This is a genomic window from Kitasatospora misakiensis (genome assembly GCF_042656005.1).
Lineage (GTDB): Bacteria > Actinomycetota > Actinomycetes > Streptomycetales > Streptomycetaceae > Kitasatospora > Kitasatospora misakiensis.
The window spans coordinates 55,043-77,221 of sequence record NZ_JBHSOF010000028.1 but is presented as its reverse complement, the minus strand read 5'-3'; the positions used below and the strand labels follow the sequence as shown (position 1 = coordinate 77,221).

Here is a 22,179-nt window from a genome sequence, read left to right as displayed (position 1 = left end):
CCATCACGGGAACGACGAGTACATGGGACTCGCTTCCGGTCCTCCCGGCGGGAGGCGCGCAGCATCGGCACTCAACCGAGCAACTTGGACATACTGCCACAGGCGGGAGCCGGAAATCCAATCGGGGCCGGTGAGGCGTACCTCACCGACCCCGACCTGAAACGCGCCCGAGCGGTTACTTCTGCCCGTTCGCCTTCTGCTCCTTCAGCCACGGGGCCTCGCGGCCGCAGACGGCCGGCCAGTCCTCGGTTTGGACGTTGGCGCAGTGCAGCGTCTTCTTGTCCTGCTCCGGCTCCCAGTCCTTGATGATCGGGTCGGCGCAGGGCCTCGGCGGCGTCTCCGTCTTCACCGGGGCGAACCGCGGGCAGCTGCCGTCCTGCTTCTTGATGTTGTGCGCCCGCCAGGCGTCGATGCCCATCGTGTTGGTCTTCTCGTCCTGCGGCATGTAGCGGTCCACCGACCAGGACGCCCCCATGGTCGCGAACAGCGCGAGGGCGCAGACCAGGCCGGCGGCCAGCTGCCGGGTGGCCCGGGCCGGCACGACCGGGCCGGCCACGGTGCCGGCGGCGGCACGGAACGACCGCTCGAACCAGCCCCTCCCCCGGTCCGTGGCGGCCATCAGGCCGACCACCGCCAGGATGATCAGGCAGTACATGATGATCCAGGTCGTCCGCGGGTAGAGCTGCACCATCTGCTCGTGCGCCATGTGCGAGGCGTACCAGAAGCGCATCAGCCAGGCGCCGGCGAGCACCGCCGCCGCCACCCGGACCGCCATGTTGCGCAGTCCCAGCCCGACACCGACGCCGACCGCGGCGACCAGCATCAGCGCGAACCCGGTCTGGCCGGCCAACTCACCCGCCTGCGGCCAGTTGTGGTACGTCGCGTCGCCGGAGCGGTCCGACATCCAGCCGAGCACGTAGGCCGGGTCGACGTAGTTGACGATGTAGGCGTACCGGTCCGGGGTCGTCGCCCCTTCCTTCACGATCTGGTACAGCAGCGGCGAACCGATGACGCCCGCGATGCCCACCGTGGTGCCCACGAAGAGCAGCGTCCGCCGGACGACGAAGCCGCCGCCGCGCCAGGGGAACAGGAACAGCGTCAGCACGAAGATGCCCGGCGCCGACCAGAGGTACCAGCCCGAGTAGTAGAGGAAGAGCACGCCGAAGATCACGCCGAAGCCCGCGCCGCGCAGCAGCACGGAGCGGGTGGACAGCTCGCCCGCCCGGCGCAGCTCGCGCAGGCAGGCCGCCAGCAGCGGCACCAGAATGATCATCGTGACGTGGCTGTACGGCCGGATCGGGTCCAGGAAGACCAGCACCGAGGGGACCGCGACGGCCAGCGCCCAGAACGGCCGCAGCATGAGCCGCCAGGCCAGGTAGCTCATCGGCCCGGCCAGCGCGGTGAAGAAGATCTGCAGGTCGTGCAGGGCGAAGCCCTCGCCGCCCTTCCCCCCGTAGTTCAGCTTCGCCCAGAGCGCGATCAGCGCGGGGAACAGGGGCGGGTAGACGCCGGGCAGCCCCTTGCCGTCCAGCAACGACGTCCCCATGTGGATCAGCTGACTGGGGTCGCCCTCCTGGCCGCCGAGCGGCCACGGGGTGCCGCGCAGCGCGACCACCACGCCGCCGGCGACCACACCGGTCGCCAGGCCCGCCAGGGCCGCGCAGACCAGCCGCTGGACCGTCGCGTGCCGGCGCGAGCCGCCGCGCCAGGCGGTGTAGACCAGTACCGCCAGGATCGGCAGGCCGAGCAGGGCGACGTACTGCTGGATCTTGGCGAGTCCGCTGACCTGGCCGATCCGGTTCAGCGGATTGACGCTGATGTGCCCGCAGAGCAGCGTAAAGGCGAGCGCGGCCACCACACCGACCAGGATCTCCCCGGCCACCAGGATCCCGCGCCGCTCGGACCAGTGGGGCGCGCCCGCCAGGTCGGCGGACCGGTCCCGGGCGGGCTCGCCGGATGACGTCTCCGGCCCGTCGAGCCGGTCGGTTGCCAGATCGGTCATGTCGCTTCACTTCCGTAGGACTGCGGACGGGTGCTGGGCAGGGCCAGACCACTGTGGCACAACGCCGTCCCCACGGGCGATCAGCCCGCGGGGGCCGGCTGCTGGTCGCACTTCCCCTGGGGCGCGAACCGCGGGCAGGTGCCGTCGGGTTGGACCGTGGTGTGGGAGTTCCAGGCGAGCTGTCCCCAGGCCCCGTTGAACGGCATGAAGCGGTCGACGGTGGCCGAGCCCGCCATCGAGAAGAAGAAGGCGAGTGCGCAGAGCACGGCTCCGCTGGCGCGCAGCGAGGGCACCGGGCCCTTGCGGCCGTTGATGATGGCGTACGCCGAACGGCCGGTCAGCTTCTGGGTCACCAGGTAACCGGCCATGCCGCACAACACGATGGAGCAGTAGAGGAGTTCGGCCGAGGTCCGCGGGTAGAGCTGGACCACCTGGTCGCGTTCCATGTGCGAGGCGAACCAGTAGCGCAGACCGAAGGCGCCGAGCATGCAGAGCCCGGCGATCTGGACCACCGGCAGCCGCGGGCCGAGCCAGAGCGACACGGCCACGCCCGCCACCAGCAGGAGCGCGAAGACACCGACGCCACCGAGTTCACCCGGCAGCGGCCACGCCACCTTGGCCAGGTTGTTCGGCTGATCGCCCTGCCACATGAGGAAGTAGGCCGGGTCGACGTCGGTGTCGAAGTAGAAGTAGACGTCCGGGGTGCCCGAACCGGCGAGCATCCGGCCAAGGTAGCGGCCGGTCAGCGCCAGGAAGACTCCGCCGGTGACGCCCAGCAGCAGGGCGCCGCGCCGCAGGGCCGCCACGCCGCCGTCCCGGTACAGGTGGATCAGCATCAGCGCGAACGCGGCCAGCGCACCCGGGGCCGACCAGACGAACCAGCCGGAGTACCACAGGAACAGCACAGCCAGCCCGAGGCCGTACGAGGCGCCCAGCACCAGGAGCAGGCGGGTGCCCAGCCCGCCGGCCCGTCGCAGGGTCGACATCAGCTTGGCGAGCACCGGGATCAGGATGATCAGCACGATGTCGACGTACGGCTTGCCCGCGTGGACGATCGGGAACACCGAGACCACGCCGATGCCGAGGGACCACAGCGGGGGCAGGACCATCCGCCAGGCCAGGTAGGCCGCGGGGCCGGTCATGGCGAGCAGGACGAGGCCGAGCGTCTTGAGCGCGGCATGCGGCTCGCCCGGGTAGAACAGCTCGGTCCAGTAGGCGAGCGTGTGCGGGAACAGCGGCGGGTAGACCCCGGAGATCGGCCGTCCCTCCTGGATCTCCCCCACCCAGATCTGGAGTTGGCCGGAGTCGCCGAACGGGCCGTTCAGCGGCCAGGTGGTACCGGTCAGGGCCACCGCGATGCCGCCGGCGTAGAGCCCGGTGGCGAGTCCGGCCAGCGAGCAGCACGCCAGCCGCAGGGCGAGCGGGCGGGAGATCCGCCTGCTGACGGCCCACCAGACGAGCGCGAGGCCGACGAACACCAGCAGGAAGCGGAACTGGAGTGCCGCGAGACCGCTGACCTGACCGGTCCGGGTCAGCGGGTTGACCTCGATCCGCGTGCAGAGCCAGGTGAACCCGAGAGCGATCAGCGTTCCCGCTGACGCCTCCACCCCCACCAGGCCGGCCCGGCGCGCGACAAAGGCTATTCGAGGCCTCGCGGCCCGCTTGGACATGGTTGTTTGCCTCCGAACGGTTATCGGGTCGACGGGCCCGTCACTTGCCCCCCTGTGGCCCTGACCGACCCGCTAGTTCCGGGAGACCTTCTCGCTCTCGGCCCGCACGGCCCCGAGCTCGTCACCGAAGCGGTCGTTGTTCACCCGCTGGCCGTCGTTGACGGCGACCGACCGTGCCAGGTCGGTGAGCTTCTTCTCCAGCGAGCGGAAGCGCATGAACGTGTTGAGGGTCATGAACGCCATGCCGACGACCAGCAGGTAGAGCACCAGGTCGGTGCCGCGGCCGACGCCGAGCTGGTTGGCGACCCAGGTCACGTCCTGGGGCCGGAAGACGGCGTACACGTTGGCCAGGACGAACGCGAAGAACGCCATGCGCTTCCAGGCGCGGGTGTGCGCGCGGTCCCAGTTGCGGACGAACGCCAGGACAAGCGTGCCGGTACCGACCAGCAGTACCAGCTGAATCCAGATGTACTTCACTTGCGGCCACGCTCCCGGAGCGAGATGTCGAAGAGGATGTTGACGCCGTTGATCAGCGACTGGCCCTTGGAACGCGAGTACTCGGTGTACAGGATGTCCACCGGCACCTCGGTGACCCGCAACTCGGAGGAGGCCAGGAAGGCGACGATCTCCGAAGCGTGAGCCATGCCGTTCATGGTGATACGGACGTTCTCGGCCGCCGCGCGGTTGATCACGCGCAGACCGTTGTGCGAGTCGGTCAGGTTGAGCTTGCGCGCGGTCGGGCTGACCGTCGCCGCGGTCCGCAGGACGACCCGCTTGATCCACGGCACCTGGCCGGTCTGTTCGATGAACCGGGAGCCCAGGACGACGTCGAAGTCGCCGGTGCGCAGCAGGGCCACCATGCGCTCGACGTCGTGCGTCTGGTGCTGGCCGTCCGCGTCGAAGGTCGCGAAGTACGCGGCCCCCGGCTGCTTGAGCGCGTAGTTCAGGCCGGTCTGCAGGGCCGCGCCCTGGCCGAGGTTGACCGGGTGCTGGACCAGGTGCGCACCGGTCTTCATGATCGACGAGACCGAGTCGTCGGTGCTCCCGTCGTCCACGACGACGATGTTGGGGAACGTCTTGCGAGCGGCCTCGATCACGTCGGCGATGACGGGCCCCTCGTTGTAGGCCGGGATGACCAGCCACACATCGTCATAGTCGGACATCATGACTCCATGCCGCAGCGGTAGGCCGCGAGTTTCGAGGTGCGAGGATCGGCGAACGCGGACGTCGGCAGTGTCGGCGGTGTCATACCGTGTCCACGAGTGAGGGGCGCGCGGACGGGTCGGCGCCGGCCTGAGCGGCCGGGGGCTCGCGCAGAAAGGTCAGCCGAACAGCGGCGAACATGCATACGACAGCGGTCAGCGAACCCAAAGTGTATGCGAGGCAGACCCGGGTCGCGATCGGCCCAGGTACCAGGGTGATCACGATCAGCGCAACAGTTCCCAACGCCCAGCCGAGCAACTGGAGACGGTGCCGGTGCAGCACCAGCAGGGCCTGACCGAGAACCATCGCGAGCATGTAGCAGAGCGTGCCGGCGGACATCAACAGGAAGTCCAGCGAGCCGAGGACGTCGTCCGCCTTGAACAGCACCTGGATCAGCCAGGGGCCGAGGACGGTGGCGGGGATGCCGCCGGCCAGGCCGAGGACGGTGACCACGACGCAGGTCCTGCCGAGCAGCTTGGAGAAGCCCGCGCGGTCGCCGGCGGCCGCCGTGCTCGACAGCCCGGCCAGCAGCGAGGCCTGCAGCGAGCCGAACACGAACAACGGCACCCGGGCCAGCACCACGGCGTTCAGCAGACCGGCCACCAGGGCGGCGTTGTCGGGTGCGAGCAGCTGGGTGCTGACCACCGCCGCGTTGACCACGACCTGCGAGAGCAGGGTCGAGGCGACGAGGGGGGCCAGCCCCGAGGTGAGCGCCGACCAGGCCGCCTGCGGGCCCTGGCGCACGCCCGACAGCAGCGGTGGCAGGGTGACCAGGGCGGCGACGATCGGCGCGACGACCAGGATCAGCGCGAACACCAGGGGCGAACGCACATGGCCGACCGCGCAGCCGACCGCGATCGCGATCCGCAGCGCGCCGTCGACGGCCAGCTGGGTGCCGTACGCGCCGAATCGGCCGAGGCCGGCCAGCACGCCGCGGGTGACGTTTCCCGCCGCCATGGCGACGAACGCGGCGGCCAGGGCCAGGACCATGTCCTTGCGGCCGTCGAAGAAGGTGTCCGCCAGCGGGCCGACGGCGACCGCCATCCCGCCGACCAGCAGCACGAGCATGCCGACCGTGATCGCCAGCGTGCGGCGCAGCACCGGGGCGACACCCTGCCCGGCGACGACCCGGGCCGCCACGATCCGGGTGAGCTCCTGCTCGACCGGGAAGAACAGGCCGAGGCCGACCGACATCAGGATGGTCCAGAGCAGCGAGACCGACGCCATGGCCGGCTTGCTCAGGGTGTAGCCCGCGGCCATCAGGTGGACGTAGGAGGCCGCACCGAGCAGCACGGTCCCCCCGATCACCAGCTGGGTGCCCGGGGGGAGCGCGCTGAGCAGCTTCGCCAGCGGTGAACGGCGTCCGGTCGCCGTGCTGCCCTCGCTGTTCACGACTGCTGCGCGGCCCTCACCTTGAGCGGCTCCCACCAGGCGCGGTTCTCGCGGTACCAGGCGATGGTCTCGGCGAGGCCGTCCTCGAAGCGGACCTGCGGCTCGTAGCCGAGCTCCTCGCGGATCTTGCTGATGTCGATCGAGTAGCGCAGGTCGTGGCCCTTGCGGTCCTCGACGTACTCGACCATCTCCCAGCCGACCCCGGCAGCCTCCAGCAGCAGCCCGGTGAGCTCCTTGTTGGTGGCCTCGGTGCCGCCGCCGATGTTGTAGACCTCACCGGCGCGGCCCTTGCGCAGGGCGAGGTCGATGCCGCGGCAGTGGTCCGAGACGTGCAGCCAGTCGCGGACGTTGCCGCCGTCGCCGTACAGCGGGACCTTCTTGCCGTCGATCAGGTTGGTGGTGAAGAGCGGGATGACCTTCTCGGGGAACTGGTACGGCCCGTAGTTGTTGGAGCAGCGGGTGACCACGACGTCCATGCCGTGGGTCCGGTGGTAGGCCAGCGCCAGCAGGTCCGAGGCCGCCTTGGAGGAGGAGTACGGGGAGTTCGGCGAGAGCGGCCACTCCTCGGTCCAGGAGCCCTCGGTGATGGAGCCGTAGACCTCGTCGGTGGAGACGTGGACGAAGCGGCCGACGCCGTGCTTGCGGGCCGCGTCGAGCAGCACCTGGGTGCCCACCACGTTGGTCATCACGAACGGGCCGGCGCCGGCGATCGAGCGGTCCACGTGCGACTCGGCGGCGAAGTGCACCACCGCGTCGTGGCCGGGCATCGCGGCGTCGACGTCGTCGACGTCGCAGATGTCGCCGCGGACGAAGGAGTAGCCGGGGTGGTCGGCCACCGGCGCGAGGTTCTCCTCAACACCCGAGTAGGTCAGCTTGTCGAAAACGGTGACGCGAGCCGCGGGGTCCCCCGCCAGCAGCGCGCGCACGAACTGGGAACCGATGAATCCGGCGCCGCCGGTGACGAGGATGCGCATAATGCGGCTGAGTATAGTGCGCGCGCGCAGGCGTCATCGCACCAGGTGCCCGAGGCCGGACGGCCCCGTGACGGCTGGTTGCCGCCCGGTTCCCCGGGCCACGTAAGGTGTGCGCCATGCGCGGCATTCTTCTTGCGGGCGGCACCGGTTCCCGCCTCTGGCCCCTGACCCGGGCCGTTTCCAAGCAGCTTCTCCCGGTCTTCGACAAGCCGATGATCTACTACCCGCTTTCCACGCTCATCATGGCGGGGATCCGCGAGATTCTGATCATCACCACCCCGCAGGACCGCGAGCAGTTCGAGCGGCTCCTCGGCGACGGCTCGCAGTTCGGCCTCGACCTGCAGTACGCCGTGCAGGAGCGGCCCGAGGGCATCGCCCAGGCCTTCGTCCTCGGCGCCGACTTCATCGGCGACGAGCCCGTCGCGCTGATCCTCGGCGACAACATCTTCCACGGCAGCGGCCTCGGCACCCGGCTCGCCCAGCGGACCGACCCCAAGGGCGGCATGGTCTTCGCCTACCCGGTGGCCGACCCGACCGCCTACGGCGTGGTCGAGTTCGACGAGTCCGGCCAGGTCATCTCCATCGAGGAGAAGCCGGAGCGGCCGAAGTCCCGCTACGCGGTGCCGGGTCTGTACTTCTACGACAACCGCGTGGTGGAGATCGCCCGCACCATCACCCCGAGCGCCCGCGGCGAGCTGGAGATCACCGCCGTCAACGACGCCTACCTGCAGAGCGGCGACCTCCAGGTGACCGTGCTGGACCGCGGCACCGCCTGGCTGGACACCGGCACCTTCGTCTCGATGGTGCAGGCCTCGGAGTTCGTCCGGGTCATCGAGGAGCGCCAGGGCTTCAAGATCGGCTGCGTCGAGGAGGCGGCCTGGCGGGCCGGGTTCCTCACCGCCGAGCAGCTGCGGGAGCTCGCCGAGCCGCTGCTGAAGAGCGGCTACGGCCAGTACCTGGTGAACCTGCTCGACGAGGAGACCGCCCGATGAAGTTCCGCGAGCTGTCCATCGAGGGCGCCTGGGAGGTCACGCCGCAGCAGCACGGCGACCCCCGCGGCCTGTTCATGGAGTGGTACCGCTTCGACCGGCTCGCCGAGGCGGTCGGCCACCCGCTGCGGATGGCCCAGGGCAACCTGTCGGTGTCCGCCAAGGACGTGGTGCGCGGGATCCACTTCGCCGACGTCCCGCCGGGGCAGGCCAAGTACGTCAGCTGCGTGCGCGGTGCGGTGCTCGACGTGATCGTCGACCTGCGGGTGGGCTCCCCCACCTTCGGCCGCTGGGAGTTCGTCCGGCTCGACGACGTGGACCGCCGCTCGGTGTACATCTCCGAGGGCCTCGGCCACGGTTTCTGCGCCCTGAGCGACGACGCCACGCTCTCCTACGTCTGCTCGGAGACGTACAACCCGACCGGCGAGCACGCGGTGCACCCGCTGGACCCGGACCTCGCGATCGAGTGGCCGGCCGAGGTGCCGCAGCTGTCGGCCCGCGACGCCGCCGCTCCGACGCTGGCCCAGGCCCTGGAGACCGGCCTGCTGCCGGACTACGAGGAGTGCCTGAAGTTCCGCCGGTCGCTCAGCGGCCAGTAGCCTTCCTTGCCGTCCCCACTACCCCGGAACCTGGTGTGCCGCCCATGACAACTCTTGACATCATGCTGCCCTACTACGGCAACGTCGCGCTGATGCAGGCCGCCGTACGCAGCATCCTGGCCCAGAGCGACCCCAACTGGCGGCTCACCGTGGTGGACGACGGCAAGGAGCCGGACGTCCCCGGCTGGTTCGCCCAGCTCGGGGACGACCGGGTCTCCTACCAGCGCAACGAGCAGAACCTCGGCGTCACGGGCAACTACCGCAAGTGCCTCGGCCTGGTGCGCGAAGAGAACTTCGTCATGATGGGCACCGACGACATCATGCTGCCCGACTACGTCGCCACCGTCCGGAGCATCCTCAAGGACAACCCGGACATCGGCATGATCCAGCCGGGCGTCCAGGTCATCGACGGCAACGACAAGCCCACCGACGGCCTCGCCGACCAGGCCAAGAAGCGCCTCTACGCGCCGAAGGTCAACGGCCGCAAGCTGATGGGCGGCGAGGAGCTCGCCATCAGCGTGCTGCGCGGCAACTGGCTGTTCTTCCCGTCGATCTGCTGGCGCACCGAGGCCGTCCGGGCGGCCGGCTTCCGGGACAACCTGGAGGTCACCCAGGACCTCGCCCTGGTCATCGACCTATTGCAGGCCGGGGAGCAGATGATGATCAGCAACACGGTCTGCTTCCAGTACCGCCGGCACGCCGTCTCCATCTCCTCGGCGCAGGCCTTCACGGGCGTCCGCTTCGAGGAGGCCAACCGCTTCTTCCGCGACGTCGCCGACCGCCTGGACACGCACGGCTGGTCGAACGCCGCCAAGGCCTCCCGACTGCACCTGTCGTCCCGGATCCACGCGCTGACCATGGTTCCCGGCGCGGTCAAGAGCCGGAACGGCGAGGGCGCCAAGACCCTGCTGCGGCACGTCGCCGGCAACGACCGCCGCTGAGCGGCCGGGGCCCCTCCCCTCCCCCGCCGGGCCGACACCCCGGCGACCCCATCCGACCGAGATCCGACCGAGACCGGAACCAGAGGCCATGGCCGTGAGCAGCTCAGACCTTCCCCGCATCGCCGTCCTCGGCGGCACCGGCTTCATCGGGCGCACCATTCTGGGCGCCCTGGACGAGCGGGGCCACCACCTGCTCACCATCGCCCGCAAGGCACCGGCCGAGCCGCTGCCCGGCGAGTTCGCCCGACTGGACCTCACCGAGGACGCCCCCGCCGAGCTCGCCGCGCTGCTGGGCGCGCACCGGATCGACGTGGTGATCAACGCCGCCGGCGGGATGTGGGGCCTGACCGACGAGCAGATGGTCGGCGCCAACGTCGGCATGGTCGGCAAGCTGCTGGAGGCCCTGCGGAGCATGCCCGCCGCCCCCCGGCTGGTCCACCTCGGCACGGTGCACGAGTACGGCCTCTGCCCGATCGGCGTCAGCCTGAGCGAGGACTCCGAGCCGAACCCGTCCATGGTGTACGGGCAGCTGAAGCTGCGGGCGACCCGGCTGATCGAGGACGCCGTGCGCACCGAGGGCCTGGACGCGGTGGTGCTGCGCCTGGGCAACGTGGTCGGCGCCCACCAGCCCGGGCACAGTCTGCTCGGCGTGATGGCCGGGAAGCTCGCCGCCGCCCGGGCCGCCGACACCACCGCCGAGCTCGCGCTGCAGCCGCTCACGGCCCAGCGCGACTTCGTCGACCTGCAGGACACCGTGGACGCGATCATCGCCGCCGTGCCGAGCAACCCGGCCTCCCCCGCGGTGCTCAACGTCGGCCTCGGCAAGGCGAGTTCGGCGCGCGAGCTGGTCGAGCTGCTGATCGAGGTCAGCGGTGTCCCGGTCGCGATCACCGAAGTCCCGGCACCGGACGGCGGCGGCCCGGAGACCGAGTGGCAGCAGCTCGACGTCACCGCCGCCGGCAAGGCGCTCGGCTGGCAGCCCGGACGCAGCCTGCGCTCGGCCGTCACCGAGCTGTGGCTCGCCGCGTCGGCCGACACCGACGGTTCCGCGCGCTAACGATTCGAACAGCACCCATGATGACCGACAGCGGGCATCGATAGGATCCGACAAGGACCCGATCGGGCCTGTGCACCAGGCCGTCGCCTGGGCACCACTTCCAGGAAAGCATGATCCCCTCGATGTCTCGCAGGCTCTCCTCGTCGGGTACGCCCCGGTCCCGCGTCAACCGACCCGGCGGGTGGCTGTCCGCGCTGCCCGGTCGGCGCGGGACCCTCGCCGAGCTGTACTCGGGCCGGGCCAACAGCTTCGGCCTGCTGCGGCTACTGCTCGCCTCCTCGGTGGTCGTCTCGCACATGTACCCCATCGCGTGGGGACACCTCGACCCGCTCTGGATCAAGAGCGGCCAGCAGACCGACCTCGGGAAGATGGCGGTCGTCGGGTTCTTCGTGCTGTCCGGATTCATGATCAGCGCCAGCGGCGCCCGGTCGACCATCGGGCGCTACTCCTGGCACCGCGCGCTGCGCATCCTGCCCGGTCTGTGGGGCTCGCTGCTGGTGTCGGCGCTGGTGATCATCCCGCTGCTGTGGCACTGGCAGCACGGGACCTTCGACGGGTACTGGAACCACCCGCAGGGCCCGGTGAACTACCTCGAAGGCACCTGGAACACCGCGATCAGCACCGGCTGGGACATCTCCGGGGTGATCGAGGGCGGTATCAAGCGGGGCACCAACTACGACGCCGGTGTCAACGGCGCCCTGTGGTCGCTGAAGTACGAGATCCTCTGCTACATCGTCATCGGGCTGATGGCCGCGGGCGGCGTACTGCAGCGCGCCCGCAAGTTCGTGCCCCTGCTGGCGCTGGGCCTGTGGGTCCTCATCCTGCGCGACTGGGTGAACATGCCCACCCTGCGCGGCATCCCGGGCGAGATGAACTCCGTCGTCTACGTGCCGTTCCTCGGCGCGATGTCGATGCACTTCATCATCCACCTGGTCTTCATCTTCATGATCGGCGCGACCTTCCAGCTCTACCGCGAGCGGCTGGTCATCCACGACGGACTGGCGCTGATCAGCGCGGTCACGCTCGGCCTCAGCCTCTGGGTCGGCGGTCTGTTCGTCTTCGGCTACCCGGCCTTCGCCTACCTGCTGCTCTGGCTGGCCATCCGGCTGCCGCGCCCGTTCCAGAAGGTCGGCCGCAAGCGCGACTACTCGTACGGCATCTACATCTACGGCTTCACCGTCGAGCAGGCGCTGGCCATGCTGGGCTACGCCAAGCACGGCAAGCCGGTCTACCTGGCCCTCGCCATGGCCGGCACCGTGGTGCTGGCCGCGCTCTCCTGGCACCTGCTGGAGTCGCCGCTGATGAAGGCCAAGAACTGGACGCCGTGGCCGGTGCGCAAGCTCAAGGAGCGCGGCGCCGCCCGGGTCGCCGCCGCGGCCGAGGCCGACCCGCTCACCGCGCCGGCGGCGGCGCCCTCGGCCGGCGAGGCTCCCAAGGTGTCCGCCTGACCACCGCCCCGCACAACAGCGCAGCGCCCGTCCGGTCCTCCGGGGCGGGCGCTGCGGCGTTCGGCGCACCGGCTCAGCGCCCGCGGAACACCCAGACCTTCATCAGCAGGAAGCGGGCCACCGTGGCCAGGCCGTTGGCGACGACCAGCCCGGCCACCTCGACCCCCCGCGAGGCGTCCGGTACCGCGAGGTCGAGCAGCGCCAGCACGCCGGCGCTGAGGCCCAGGCCGATCAGGAACGCCACGGCCCCCTGGAGCTGGTGGCGCACCGCTCCCTCGGAGCCGGTGATCCCGAAGGTGAACCGGCGGTTGGCGGCGGTGTTGGCGACCGCGCTGACCGCCAGGGCGATCAGATTGGCCGCCTGCGGGTCGGTGAACCGCCGCGCCAGCACGAACAGCCCCAGGTAGAAGAGGGTGCTGAGCACACCGATCACCAGGAAGGCGGGCAGCTGGCGGCGGACCGGCCGCCCGTCGGTCTGCGGCTGCCCGCTTCTGTCGTCCGTGGAAAGCATCGCGGAGTACCCGTCCGTTCCGTCCGGTCAGGGCAGCCGGTACCCGGCGACCCGTCCGTTGTCGAAGACCGGCTCGGCGTACTCCCGCAGCCGGGGCGATTCGGCGCCTGCCTTCCGGTCGACCACCAGGAACCGCACCCGGTGCTCACGCCGCAACCGCTCGATCACCTCTGCGGTAGGACGGTACACCGCGTCCTCGTTGAGCCTGAACAACCGCTGGTCCCAGAAGGCGTCGCGGGCGACCACCCCGCCCCCGGAGCGGGCCACCAGCCGCGGCGCGTACGCCCAGCCCTCCACCAGCACCGACCGCTCGGAGTACGCGCTGAGCCACTGCGAGCGGGAGTTGTCGCAGCCCGGGCCGTCCGCGTAGTCGTCGAACTCCCAGCAGTGGCTGTTGGTGGCGATGACGTCCGAGGGCAGGCTGCGCGCCCGTACCCAGCGGGCCGCCTCGACCTGCCGCCCGGACAGCGCCCAGCTGAAGTCCCAGCCGTACTCCCGGCCCTGCAGGGCGTCCAGCGGCAGCGCCGGCAGCGCCACCGCGCACAGACCGGTGAGCGCCACGACCCCGCCGCGACCGCGCAGCGACGGCAGCACCCGGCGGGCACCGCGCCAGAGCAGCAGGCCGAGGACGGCCACGGCCGCGACCGCGAGCGCGGCGGCCAGCATCGGCAGCAGCGGCCAGTGCGCGCGGCTCCCGGTACCCCGGCCCAGCAGGCGCACCGCGAACCCGGCCCAGCGGTCCGAGAACCGGTAGGTCAGCCAGGTGAGCGCGGCGCCCGTCAGTACCGCGCCGACCGCCAGACCGGCCGCGGCCCGGCGCGGCAGCGCCGCCCGCTCGACCAGCTCGCACCAGCCCCAGGCGGAGAGCAGCGCGGCGAAGGGGGCCGAGGCGATGGTGAAGTAGCTCGCGTTGAAGCCGCCGATCAGCAGATAGGCCGCCGGCCCGGCGAGCGCGGCCCCGAGCAGGAACCACTGCACCGGCTCCAGGCGCATCCGCCGCCGCCAGATCAGCGGCACCGCGCCCAACAGCCGCAGCTGGTGGTTGAGCAGGAACGCCGCCAGCGTCGCCAGCGCGACCGCCGCCCGGGCGGGGGCGGGGCCCAGCTGCGGATCGGCCCAGTACTTCCGGATGCTCCCGAACAGGCCGGGCTGCAGCCCGTAGCTCTGGAAGTCGAAGACCAGCACCGTGGCGAACAGCTGCGCCCCGAGCAGGATCCCGCCGAGCAGCACCACCGGCCGGGGGATTCTGCGGGTGGTGACGGCCAGGACCAGTCCGACCAGGGCCAGGCCGCCCAGCGTGACCGGCAGGGTGCTGGCCTTGGCGGCGCTGGAGGCCAGCGCGAACAGGCCCACCAGAACGAAGGCCCCCCGCCCGAGCGCGGGCACCCCGCGCCGGTCGGCCTCGGGGCCGCACCCGCGCAGGACCTCGCCGACCGCGGTGGCCAGAGCGACGAGCAGCGGCTGACTGTAGGTCAGCGACAGGCTCGCCCAGGACAGCAGCCCCACCGCGGGGGCGCCGAAGGCCCAGGACTCGACGGAGTTGGGATACGCCGCCGTGAACTCGCCCACCGCCATGAACAGGACGACCGCCGCCGGTCCGGCCCAGAGCCGACCGGTCAGCCGGTGCGCGGCCACCGCGACGGCGAGCACCATGAGCACGCTCAGCGCGGGCACCATCAACCGCATCGCGACCACCGGCAGGTCGACACCGCCGACCAGCGAGGACATCGCCATGTGCGCGAAGGTGAACCAGTGGTAGTGCAGCGGCTCCCCGGCGGCCTGCGGGAAGGTCGGCGGCATCTGGTACTTGGCGTTCCCGGCGAGCGAGATCAGGTACGGCAGGTCGCCGTAGATCCGGCTCGGCTCCCCCGTCGGCAGGATCGGGAAGCGGAACAGGAAGACCTCGCCGAAGTAGCCCACGGTCAGCGCGACCAGCCCGGCGACCGTCCAGGACCAGCTCAGCGGCGGACGGGTGTAGCCGCGCGGACGCCAGTGCCGGCGCAGCGCCGGCACCAGGGCGAACGGGACGACCACCGCGAGCGGCCAGAGCACCGCCACCGACTGCAGGCCGAGGCGGACCAGCACCGCCCAGGCGGCGAGTTCCAGCACCAGGCCGGTGACGGCGCCCAGTACCAGGTCCTCGACCAGGGTGTGCGGGCGGCGGCGCAGGCAGCGAAAGACCAGTGTGCCGGGGAGGAGCACGGCCCAGAGCACGTAACCCGCGTAGCGCGCGACGTCCAGGGGTGGCGTGCCGCTACCGAGCAGCACCACCAGGACCACGAGCAGGGCCGCCAGCGGCGGCAGCAGCCGGACCGCGCGCCGTCCGTCGGTTCCGGTTCCCGGCGCCGAGGCCCCTACCGGGCCGTCCGGCGCCGTTCCGGCGTCGCGGTCCGCCGCGGTTGTCGGGGAGCCGTCCACCGTACTGCCTCCTCTGCCGTGCCGGGCCGCCGCCGGCGGGCTAACGGACGCAGTCGGACAGCTTCTCCGCCTCCGCCGCGGCGCTCTCCTCGGCCGAGTCATAGCCGATGAAGTAGGCGGGCCTGGCCTGGACCGCCGAGTAGATCCGGCCGACGTACTCGCCGAGCAGGCCCACGCAGATCAGTTGGACGGCGCCGATGAACAGCATTCCGATGAACAACGACGACCACCCCGGAACGGTGTTGCCGATCGCGTGTTCGATCGCGGTGTAGGCGCCGAGCACCAGGCAGACGAGGAAGCTGCCCAGGCCGAGCCAGGTGGCCAGCCGCAGTGGGGCGGCGGAGAAGTTGGTCACGCTGTCCAGGGCCAGGTGGACCATCTTGCCGATCGGATAGTGCGTCGCCCCGGCCACCCGCTCCTCGCGGACGTAGACGACCTCCCCGCTGGGGAAGCCGAGCCACGGCACCAGCAGCCGGTAGACCGGCTGGTGCTCGGGCATCGTCTTGAGCGCGTCCACCGCGGCCCGGCTGAGCAGGCGGTAGTCCCCGGCCTGGTTCGGCATGCGCTTGCCGACGAGCTTGCGCATCAGCCAGTAGTAGCCGCCGGCCGTGCGGCGCTTGAAGAAGCTGTCCGTGCCGCGGTCGCCGCGCACGCCGTAGACGATGTCGAGGCTCCGCTCGCGGGCGAGCTCCAGCATCTCGGGGATCTTCTCCGGCGGGTCCTGCAGGTCCGCGTCGATGCTCACCACGTAGTCGCCGAAGGCCCGGTGCAGCCCGGCCTTGAGCGCCGCCTGGTGGCCGGAGTTGCGGGAGAAGCGGACGATCCGGAACTCGGGCCAGTCCTGGCGGATCTTCTGCATCTGCAGCGGTGTGGCATCGGTACTGCCGTCATCGACGCCGACGACCTCGTACTCGACCCCGAGCCCGTCGAGGATCGGCCGCAGCCGCTCGACCGTCAGCGGAAGCGCGTCCTGCTCGTTGTAGATCGGCATGACTACCGACAACTCGGGCGCCGTCGTCATGAGTTGGTCCCGCCTTCCGCTGGTGGGGTCGATCGCCGCCGACAATAGCAGCCGGTGATGAGCCACTGATGAGACTCGCTGGCGCGGGAACGGCGGCCGGCGGCGCCACCGCGGAACGCCGACGGGGCGCCGCCCCCGGAAGGGCGGCGCCCCGCGCCGGACGATCGCGGCCCCGGTGCCCCGGGCCGGCCGGATCAGGTTCCGGGGAAGCTTCGGTCCCACGGGTGACTCCAGGCGTTGCCGGGCTTGACGACCACGGTGATCCCCGGCTGGAAGCCCTCGACGTCCTTGCGCATCCGCTCCCCGGTGACCGGGTCGGCGACGACCACCGTCATCGGCTCGCCCAGCTGCCGCGCGCCCTTGCGGACGTGCTCCATGGACGCCTGGTACTCCTCCTCCCGCTGTTCGAAGGCACCGATGTTGACCCAGTGCGTCTCGTACAGCGGCAGGATGTCGCCGCCGCGGTTGCGCAGCAGCGAGGCGAGCCAGGTGGACTTGAGGTTCTTGTAGCTGTCGTTCGAGTAGAGCACCATCACCGCACCGGAGATGTCGGCGAGGTCGTCCGCGATCGTGGCGCCGTGCCGCGGCCCTATGTCGCTCCAGGACTCCCCCCGGCTCCAGGCCGCCAGCCGGTTGCCGTCCCAGGCCGAGGGCGCGGACTTGAAGGACTCCATGCCCCACTGGACCCCGGCGAACAGGCTGAGCGCCGTCGCCACCGAGACCCCCGCGAGGACGGCGTCGCCCACCCGGCGCCGCAGCACCGGGGTCCGGGCCGGGGCGCCGGCCCCCAGCAGCGGACCGACCGACCCCAGCGAGACCAGCGCGATCACCACACCGGTGCCGGCCAGCTTCTCGAAGTAGTAGGAGACGTGGCCGATGGTGTGGACCTGGTACCAGGAGAAGGCCCAGACCACCGCGCCGGCGCCGAGCACCACGGCCAGCTGCGCCCGGCCGGTGCCGGTCCTGCGGTTGGCCGGCGCGGCGGCCACCAGCACTCCCAGCAGCAGGCCTCCGATGAGCAGGACGCGGTCGGCGGCGACGCTCGGCCCGCCGAGGTTGGAGGCACCGGCCACGTCGAGCTCGGAGAGCACGGAGATCGCGCTGGGCAGGCCGGCCACACCGAGGGTGACCACCGCGAGCGCGAGGTAGAGCGGCCAGCGCCGGAGCCGGAAGCGGCGCCGGTGGACGACCAGGGCGGCGACCAGCACGACCCCGGCTATCGCACCGAAGAGGTTGTAGACGTAGGTGACGGTGATCAGGCCGAGCGCGGCGACCAGGACGAGCTCCGGCGTCCGCATGGCGGGGCGGATCAGGAAGGCGGTCAGCAGGGCCACCATCAGCAGACCGACGACGGTCGAGTCGAACCCGTGCGGCACGAGGTCGGCGTAGTTGCTCGCGAGGACCAGGGAGGCGACCGTCCCGCAGACCGCCGCGGTGCGCCAGCCGCGCAGCCGCGGTCCGCCGATCCAGCGGGCGCCCCAGACCAGCGCCGCGCCGAGCAGTGCGTAGACGGCCAGAATGAAGAGCAGGTAGCGGTTCATCGCGTCGAGCGGCGTGCCCAGGTCCGTGCTGGAACGGACCAGGGAGTCGACCCAGGCGAGCAGGAAGTGCGAGCCCTGCGGGTAGGTGACCTCGCCGGGGCCCATCAGGTAGGCCCGCGCGGCCTCCTGGTGCAGGAAGTTGTAACCGCCGACGTGCTCGATACCCACGAAGTAGGAGAAGTGGTTCAGCCGGTCCTCGGCGGTGGCGAGGAACTCCATCCGCCACTCGGGACCCTTGCCGACCAGCGGCTTGTGCAGGTAGTACCAGAGCGTGGCGCCGGTGCCGAGCACCATCAGGTCGGACGGCCGGAACCGCATCGGCAGCCGCGGTGCGCGTCGGCAGGCCCAGCCCACCAGGGTCACGAGGGAGAACAGCACCCCGGAGGTGGGTATCGGGTCGATCCCCCACGGCCAGACCGAGAACAGCAGTCCGAGGACGACCACACCGCCGGCGACCACCAGGGCGGCCGCGACCAGCCGGTCGAGCAGCACACCACCGACCCGGATCACGGAGCCGACGGCGAGCAGCAGCAACGGCAGGACGACGACGCCGAGGCCGAGCGGGACGAGTGCGAGCGGGATCAGCCACGCGGCGACCAGGCCGCCGACCAGGACCAGGGGACTCCGCCTCGGAGCGGCGGGCGATGTCTTCGTGTCACCAGGATCGTTACGGCCGGGCCGCAACCTGTCGGCCACAGGGAGCGTGGTCGCCATGACAAAGGCCCTTCCGTCCGACCTGGGCAGTGCACGGATCCGCACACGCGCGACATGCCGGAGGCCCCCCGGCAATACAGGACGATCATAAGTCATTCATTAATGTGAAAATACCGAAGGCCCGGTGGGCATATGACATGCCCACCGGGCCTTACCGGCCCTGGAGCCGGAAGGTCAGAACACCAATTACTTGATGATCTTGGTGACCTGGCCGGCGCCGACGGTGCGACCACCCTCACGGATGGCGAACTTCAGGCCCTCCTCCATGGCGATCGGCTGGATCAGCGCGACCGTCATGGCGGTGTTGTCGCCCGGCATGACCATCTCGGTGCCCTCGGGGAGGGTCACGACGCCGGTCACGTCCGTGGTACGGAAGTAGAACTGCGGGCGGTAGTTGTTGAAGAACGGGGTGTGGCGGCCACCCTCGTCCTTCGACAGGATGTAGGACTGGGCCTCGAAGTCGGTGTGCGGCGTGACCGAACCCGGCTTGATGATGACCTGGCCGCGCTCGACGTCCTCGCGCTTGATGCCGCGGAGCAGCAGACCGACGTTCTCACCGGCCTGGCCCTCGTCGAGCAGCTTGCGGAACATCTCGATGCCGGTGACCGTGGTGGTGGTCTTGGTCTCCTTGATGCCGATGATGTCGACAGTCTCGTTGACCTTGAGGATGCCACGCTCGATACGACCGGTGACGACGGTGCCACGACCGGTGATCGTGAAGACGTCCTCGATCGGCATCAGGAACGGCTGGTCCACGGCGCGGGCCGGGGTCGGGATGCTCTCGTCGACCGCGTGCATGAGGCCGAGGAGCTTCTCGCCCCACTCCTTGTCGCCCTCCAGCGCCTTCAGCGCGGAGACGCGGACGACCGGCAGGTCGTCGCCCGGGAACTCGTACTCGGAGAGCAGCTCGCGGACCTCGAGCTCGACGAGCTCCAGGATCTCCTCGTCGTCCACCATGTCGGCCTTGTTCAGGGCGACAACGATGTAGGGGACGCCGACCTGGCGGGCCAGGAGGACGTGCTCCTTGGTCTGCGGCATCGGGCCGTCGGTGGCGGCGACCACCAGGATGGCGCCGTCCATCTGCGCGGCACCGGTGATCATGTTCTTGATGTAGTCCGCGTGACCCGGGCAGTCGACGTGGGCGTAGTGACGCGCCTCGGTCTGGTACTCGACGTGCGCGATGGAGATGGTGATACCGCGCTGCCGCTCCTCCGGCGCCTTGTCGATCTGGTCGAACGGCGTGAAGGGGTTGATGTCCGGGTACGCGTCGTGCAGCACCTTGGTAATGGCCGCGGTCAGCGTGGTCTTACCGTGGTCGATGTGACCAATGGTGCCGATGTTGACGTGGGGCTTCGTCCGCTCGAACTTCGCCTTCGCCACTGAGTCCTCCTGAGGACAGTTCTGTACGCCGTGGTGACGTCAGTTGGTCTTTGATCGGTTTTGGTGGGCTGTCCGGAGGACACCCCGTGCCGTCCCACTGGTGGGGGGCCGGAGGCCCCGGGAGGATCCGACCGGATCCTCCCGAGTTGCCTCCCAATAGCCTAAGGGGTGGCTATCGTCCCGAAAGTCGGGACGTCACTCGCCCTTGGCCTTCGCGATGATGTCGTCCGCGACGTTCCTCGGAACCTCGGCGTACGAGTCGAACTGCATCGAGTAGCTCGCGCGACCGGAGGTCTTGCTGCGCAGGTCACCGACGTAGCCGAACATCTCGGAGAGGGGCACCAGCGCCGAGACGACGCGGGCACCGTGACGCTCCTCCATGGACTTCATCTGTCCACGGCGAGAGTTGATGTCGCCGATCACGTCGCCCAGGTAGTCCTCGGGCGTGGTGACCTCGACGGCCATCATCGGCTCCAGGAGGACCGGCTTGGCCTTCCGGGCGCCTTCCTTGAAGGCCATCGAACCGGCGATCTTGAACGCGAGCTCGGAGGAGTCGACGTCGTGCGCCGCACCGTCGAGCAGCTTCACCCGGACACCCTGGAGCGGGTAGCCGGCGAGGATGCCGAACTCCATGGCCTCCTGGCAACCGGCGTCGACCGACGGGATGTACTCGCGCGGGACGCGGCCACCGGTGACCAGGTTGACGAACTCGTAGCCCTCGGCCTGCTCAAGCGGCTCGATCGCGATCTGCACCTTGGCGAACTGACCGGAACCACCGGTCTGCTTCTTGTGGGTGTAGTCGATGCGCTCGACGGCCTGACGGATCGTCTCGCGGTACGCGACCTGCGGCTTGCCGACGTTGGCCTCGACCTTGAACTCACGGCGCATACGGTCGACGAGCACCTCGAGGTGCAGCTCGCCCATACCCGCGATGATGGTCTGGCCGGTCTCCTCGTCCGTGTTGACCTGGAAGGACGGGTCCTCCTCGGCGAGACGCTGGATGGCGACACCCAGCTTCTCCTGGTCACCCTTGGACTTGGGCTCGATCGCGACGCGGATCACCGGGGCCGGGAAGTCCATGGACTCCAGGATGACCGGGTGCTTCTCGTCGGACAGCGTCTCACCGGTGGTGGTCTGCTTCAGGCCCATGACGGCGATGATGTCGCCGGCGCCCACCGAGTCGATCTCCTCACGCTTGTTCGCGTGCATGCGGTAGATCTTGCCGATGCGCTCCTTCTTGCCCTTGACGGCGTTCAGCACCGAGGTGCCGGACTCCAGGCGGCCCGAGTAGACCCGGACGAAGGTGAGCTTGCCGAGGTGCGGGTCCGACATGATCTTGAACGCGAGCGCGGCGAGCGGCTCGTCGTCCGAGGCCTTGCGGGAGATCTTGACGGTGTCGTCGCCCGGCTTGGTGCCCTCGATGGACTCGATGTCCAGCGGGGACGGCAGGTACTTGACGACCGCGTCGAGCAGGGGCTGGACGCCCTTGTTCTTGAACGCGGTGCCGCAGAAGATCGGGGTGAAGTCCGAGTTCAGCGTGCCCTTGCGGATCGCGTCCTGCAGCAGCTCGACCGGGATGTCCTCGCCCTCGAGGGCGAGCTCCATGATCTCGTCACTGTGGTTGGACACGGTGTCGATCAGGGCCTCGCGGTACTCGTCCGCCTGCTCCTGCAGCTCGGCCGGGATGTCGACGATGTCGTACATCTCGCCCTTGGCGGCCTCGGCGGACCAGACCAGCGCCTTCATGCGGACCAGGTCGACCACGCCCTGGAAGTCCGACTCGGCACCGATCGGGAGCTGCATGACCAGCGGGGTGGCGCCGAGGCGGTCCACGATGGTCTGGACGCAGAAGAAGAAGTTCGCGCCCGTGCGGTCCAGCTTGTTGATGAAGCAGATGCGCGGGACGCCGTAGCGGTCAGCCTGCCGCCACACGGTCTCGGACTGGGGCTCGACACCGGCGACACCGTCGAACACCGTCACGGCACCGTCGAGCACGCGCAGCGAACGCTCCACCTCGACGGTGAAGTCGACGTGGCCCGGGGTGTCGATGATGTTGATGGTGTGGTCGGCGTCGTCGACCGTCCAGTGACAGGTCGTCGCGGCCGACGTGATCGTGATGCCGCGCTCCTGCTCCTGCTCCATCCAGTCCATGGTGGCAGCGCCATCGTGGACCTCACCGATCTTGTACGAGACACCGGTGTAGAACAGGATCCGCTCGGTGGTGGTCGTCTTGCCCGCGTCGATGTGCGCCATGATCCCGATGTTGCGGACCCTGGCGAGGTCAAGGGAGGTTGCAGCCATGGTGGCTCGTTCTCTCTC

17 protein-coding genes are annotated in these 22,179 nt (G+C 70.1%); 5 read left to right on the top strand and 12 right to left on the bottom strand.

All coding sequences use genetic code 11. The features are described 5' to 3' along the window. Window positions 1-175: 175 nt before the first annotated feature. From ACFP3U_RS21295 to rfbB, 6 genes are all read right to left on the bottom strand, one after another. Window positions 176-2,002 (bottom strand): hypothetical protein, encoded by a 1,827-nt coding sequence (locus ACFP3U_RS21295; protein WP_380227188.1) that lies wholly within the window; start codon window positions 2,000-2,002, stop codon window positions 176-178. An 80-nt stretch (window positions 2,003-2,082) separates the two neighbouring features. Then, window positions 2,083-3,609: a hypothetical protein gene (locus tag ACFP3U_RS21290; protein WP_380227187.1), complete on the bottom strand. Its 1,527-nt coding sequence runs from the start codon at window positions 3,607-3,609 to the stop codon at window positions 2,083-2,085. Between the two features lie 135 nt (window positions 3,610-3,744). Continuing rightward, complete coding sequence (locus ACFP3U_RS21285; RefSeq protein ID WP_380227186.1) at window positions 3,745-4,149, bottom strand: DUF2304 domain-containing protein; 405 nt, start codon at window positions 4,147-4,149, stop codon at window positions 3,745-3,747. Then, a complete protein-coding gene (locus tag ACFP3U_RS21280) occupies window positions 4,146-4,835 on the bottom strand; it encodes a glycosyltransferase family 2 protein (RefSeq protein ID WP_380227185.1) in 690 nt (229 codons plus the stop codon). The genes ACFP3U_RS21285 and ACFP3U_RS21280 overlap by 4 nt, the downstream gene beginning before the upstream one ends. An 82-nt stretch (window positions 4,836-4,917) precedes the next feature. Then, complete coding sequence (locus tag ACFP3U_RS21275; RefSeq protein ID WP_380227184.1) at window positions 4,918-6,267, bottom strand: lipopolysaccharide biosynthesis protein; 1,350 nt, start codon at window positions 6,265-6,267, stop codon at window positions 4,918-4,920. Next, a complete protein-coding gene (gene rfbB / locus ACFP3U_RS21270) occupies window positions 6,264-7,241 on the bottom strand; it encodes a dTDP-glucose 4,6-dehydratase (protein ID WP_380227183.1) in 978 nt (325 codons plus the stop codon). Before rfbB ends, ACFP3U_RS21275 begins: the two co-directional genes overlap by 4 nt. 116 nt (window positions 7,242-7,357) lie before the next feature. Here rfbB and rfbA point away from each other — a divergent pair, with 116 nt between their 5' ends. From rfbA to ACFP3U_RS21245, 5 genes are all read left to right on the top strand, one after another. Continuing rightward, window positions 7,358-8,233, top strand: coding sequence for a glucose-1-phosphate thymidylyltransferase RfbA (rfbA, locus tag ACFP3U_RS21265; RefSeq protein WP_380227182.1), 876 nt, complete (start codon window positions 7,358-7,360; stop codon window positions 8,231-8,233). Next, entirely contained in the window at window positions 8,230-8,829 is a 600-nt protein-coding gene (locus ACFP3U_RS21260) for a dTDP-4-dehydrorhamnose 3,5-epimerase family protein (RefSeq protein ID WP_380227181.1), read from the top strand. The genes rfbA and ACFP3U_RS21260 overlap by 4 nt, the downstream gene beginning before the upstream one ends. 44 nt (window positions 8,830-8,873) lie before the next feature. Then, window positions 8,874-9,770 (top strand): glycosyltransferase family 2 protein, encoded by an 897-nt coding sequence (locus ACFP3U_RS21255; RefSeq protein ID WP_380227180.1) that lies wholly within the window; start codon window positions 8,874-8,876, stop codon window positions 9,768-9,770. A 94-nt stretch (window positions 9,771-9,864) separates the two neighbouring features. Next, window positions 9,865-10,827: an NAD-dependent epimerase/dehydratase family protein gene (locus tag ACFP3U_RS21250; RefSeq protein WP_380227179.1), complete on the top strand. Its 963-nt coding sequence runs from the start codon at window positions 9,865-9,867 to the stop codon at window positions 10,825-10,827. Window positions 10,828-10,949: 122 nt separating this feature from the next. After that, entirely contained in the window at window positions 10,950-12,275 is a 1,326-nt protein-coding gene (locus tag ACFP3U_RS21245) for an acyltransferase family protein (protein ID WP_380227178.1), read from the top strand. A gap of 73 nt (window positions 12,276-12,348) precedes the next feature. Here ACFP3U_RS21245 and ACFP3U_RS21240 read toward each other — a convergent pair whose 3' ends face one another. The 6 genes from ACFP3U_RS21240 to fusA all read right to left on the bottom strand — a co-directional run bounded on the left by ACFP3U_RS21240 (window position 12,349) and on the right by fusA (window position 22,161). After that, on the bottom strand, window positions 12,349-12,786 hold the full coding sequence (locus ACFP3U_RS21240; RefSeq protein ID WP_380227177.1) for a GtrA family protein: 438 nt from the start codon (window positions 12,784-12,786) through the stop codon (window positions 12,349-12,351). Window positions 12,787-12,813: 27 nt separating this feature from the next. Further along, complete coding sequence (locus ACFP3U_RS21235; RefSeq protein WP_380227176.1) at window positions 12,814-15,204, bottom strand: hypothetical protein; 2,391 nt, start codon at window positions 15,202-15,204, stop codon at window positions 12,814-12,816. 40 nt (window positions 15,205-15,244) lie between these two features. After that, a complete protein-coding gene (locus ACFP3U_RS21230) occupies window positions 15,245-16,225 on the bottom strand; it encodes a glycosyltransferase family 2 protein (protein WP_380227175.1) in 981 nt (326 codons plus the stop codon). 194 nt (window positions 16,226-16,419) lie between these two features. After that, window positions 16,420-18,480 (bottom strand): hypothetical protein, encoded by a 2,061-nt coding sequence (locus tag ACFP3U_RS21225; RefSeq protein ID WP_380227174.1) that lies wholly within the window; start codon window positions 18,478-18,480, stop codon window positions 16,420-16,422. A 186-nt stretch (window positions 18,481-18,666) separates the two neighbouring features. After that, complete coding sequence (tuf, locus tag ACFP3U_RS21220) at window positions 18,667-19,860, bottom strand: elongation factor Tu (RefSeq protein WP_380227173.1); 1,194 nt, start codon at window positions 19,858-19,860, stop codon at window positions 18,667-18,669. Window positions 19,861-20,055: 195 nt separating this feature from the next. Beyond that, complete coding sequence (gene fusA / locus ACFP3U_RS21215) at window positions 20,056-22,161, bottom strand: elongation factor G (protein ID WP_380227172.1); 2,106 nt, start codon at window positions 22,159-22,161, stop codon at window positions 20,056-20,058. Window positions 22,162-22,179: the final 18 nt, after the last annotated feature.

Bases quoted from the DNA above. Each gene is read 5' to 3' on its own strand.
- ACFP3U_RS21295 (WP_380227188.1), bottom strand. From the start codon at position 2,002: ATGACCGATCTGGCAACCGACCGGCTCGACGGGCCGGAGACGTCATCC.
- ACFP3U_RS21280 (WP_380227185.1), bottom strand. From the start codon at position 4,835: ATGTCCGACTATGACGATGTGTGGCTGGTCATCCCGGCCTACAACGAG.
- rfbB (WP_380227183.1), bottom strand. From the start codon at position 7,241: ATGCGCATCCTCGTCACCGGCGGCGCCGGATTCATCGGTTCCCAGTTC.
- rfbA (WP_380227182.1), top strand. From the start codon at position 7,358: ATGCGCGGCATTCTTCTTGCGGGCGGCACCGGTTCCCGCCTCTGGCCC.
- ACFP3U_RS21260 (WP_380227181.1), top strand. From the start codon at position 8,230: ATGAAGTTCCGCGAGCTGTCCATCGAGGGCGCCTGGGAGGTCACGCCG.
- ACFP3U_RS21255 (WP_380227180.1), top strand. From the start codon at position 8,874: ATGACAACTCTTGACATCATGCTGCCCTACTACGGCAACGTCGCGCTG.
- ACFP3U_RS21245 (WP_380227178.1), top strand. From the start codon at position 10,950: ATGTCTCGCAGGCTCTCCTCGTCGGGTACGCCCCGGTCCCGCGTCAAC.
- ACFP3U_RS21240 (WP_380227177.1), bottom strand. From the start codon at position 12,786: ATGCTTTCCACGGACGACAGAAGCGGGCAGCCGCAGACCGACGGGCGG.
- ACFP3U_RS21230 (WP_380227175.1), bottom strand. From the start codon at position 16,225: ATGACGACGGCGCCCGAGTTGTCGGTAGTCATGCCGATCTACAACGAG.
- ACFP3U_RS21225 (WP_380227174.1), bottom strand. From the start codon at position 18,480: ATGGCGACCACGCTCCCTGTGGCCGACAGGTTGCGGCCCGGCCGTAAC.
- fusA (WP_380227172.1), bottom strand. From the start codon at position 22,161: ATGGCTGCAACCTCCCTTGACCTCGCCAGGGTCCGCAACATCGGGATC.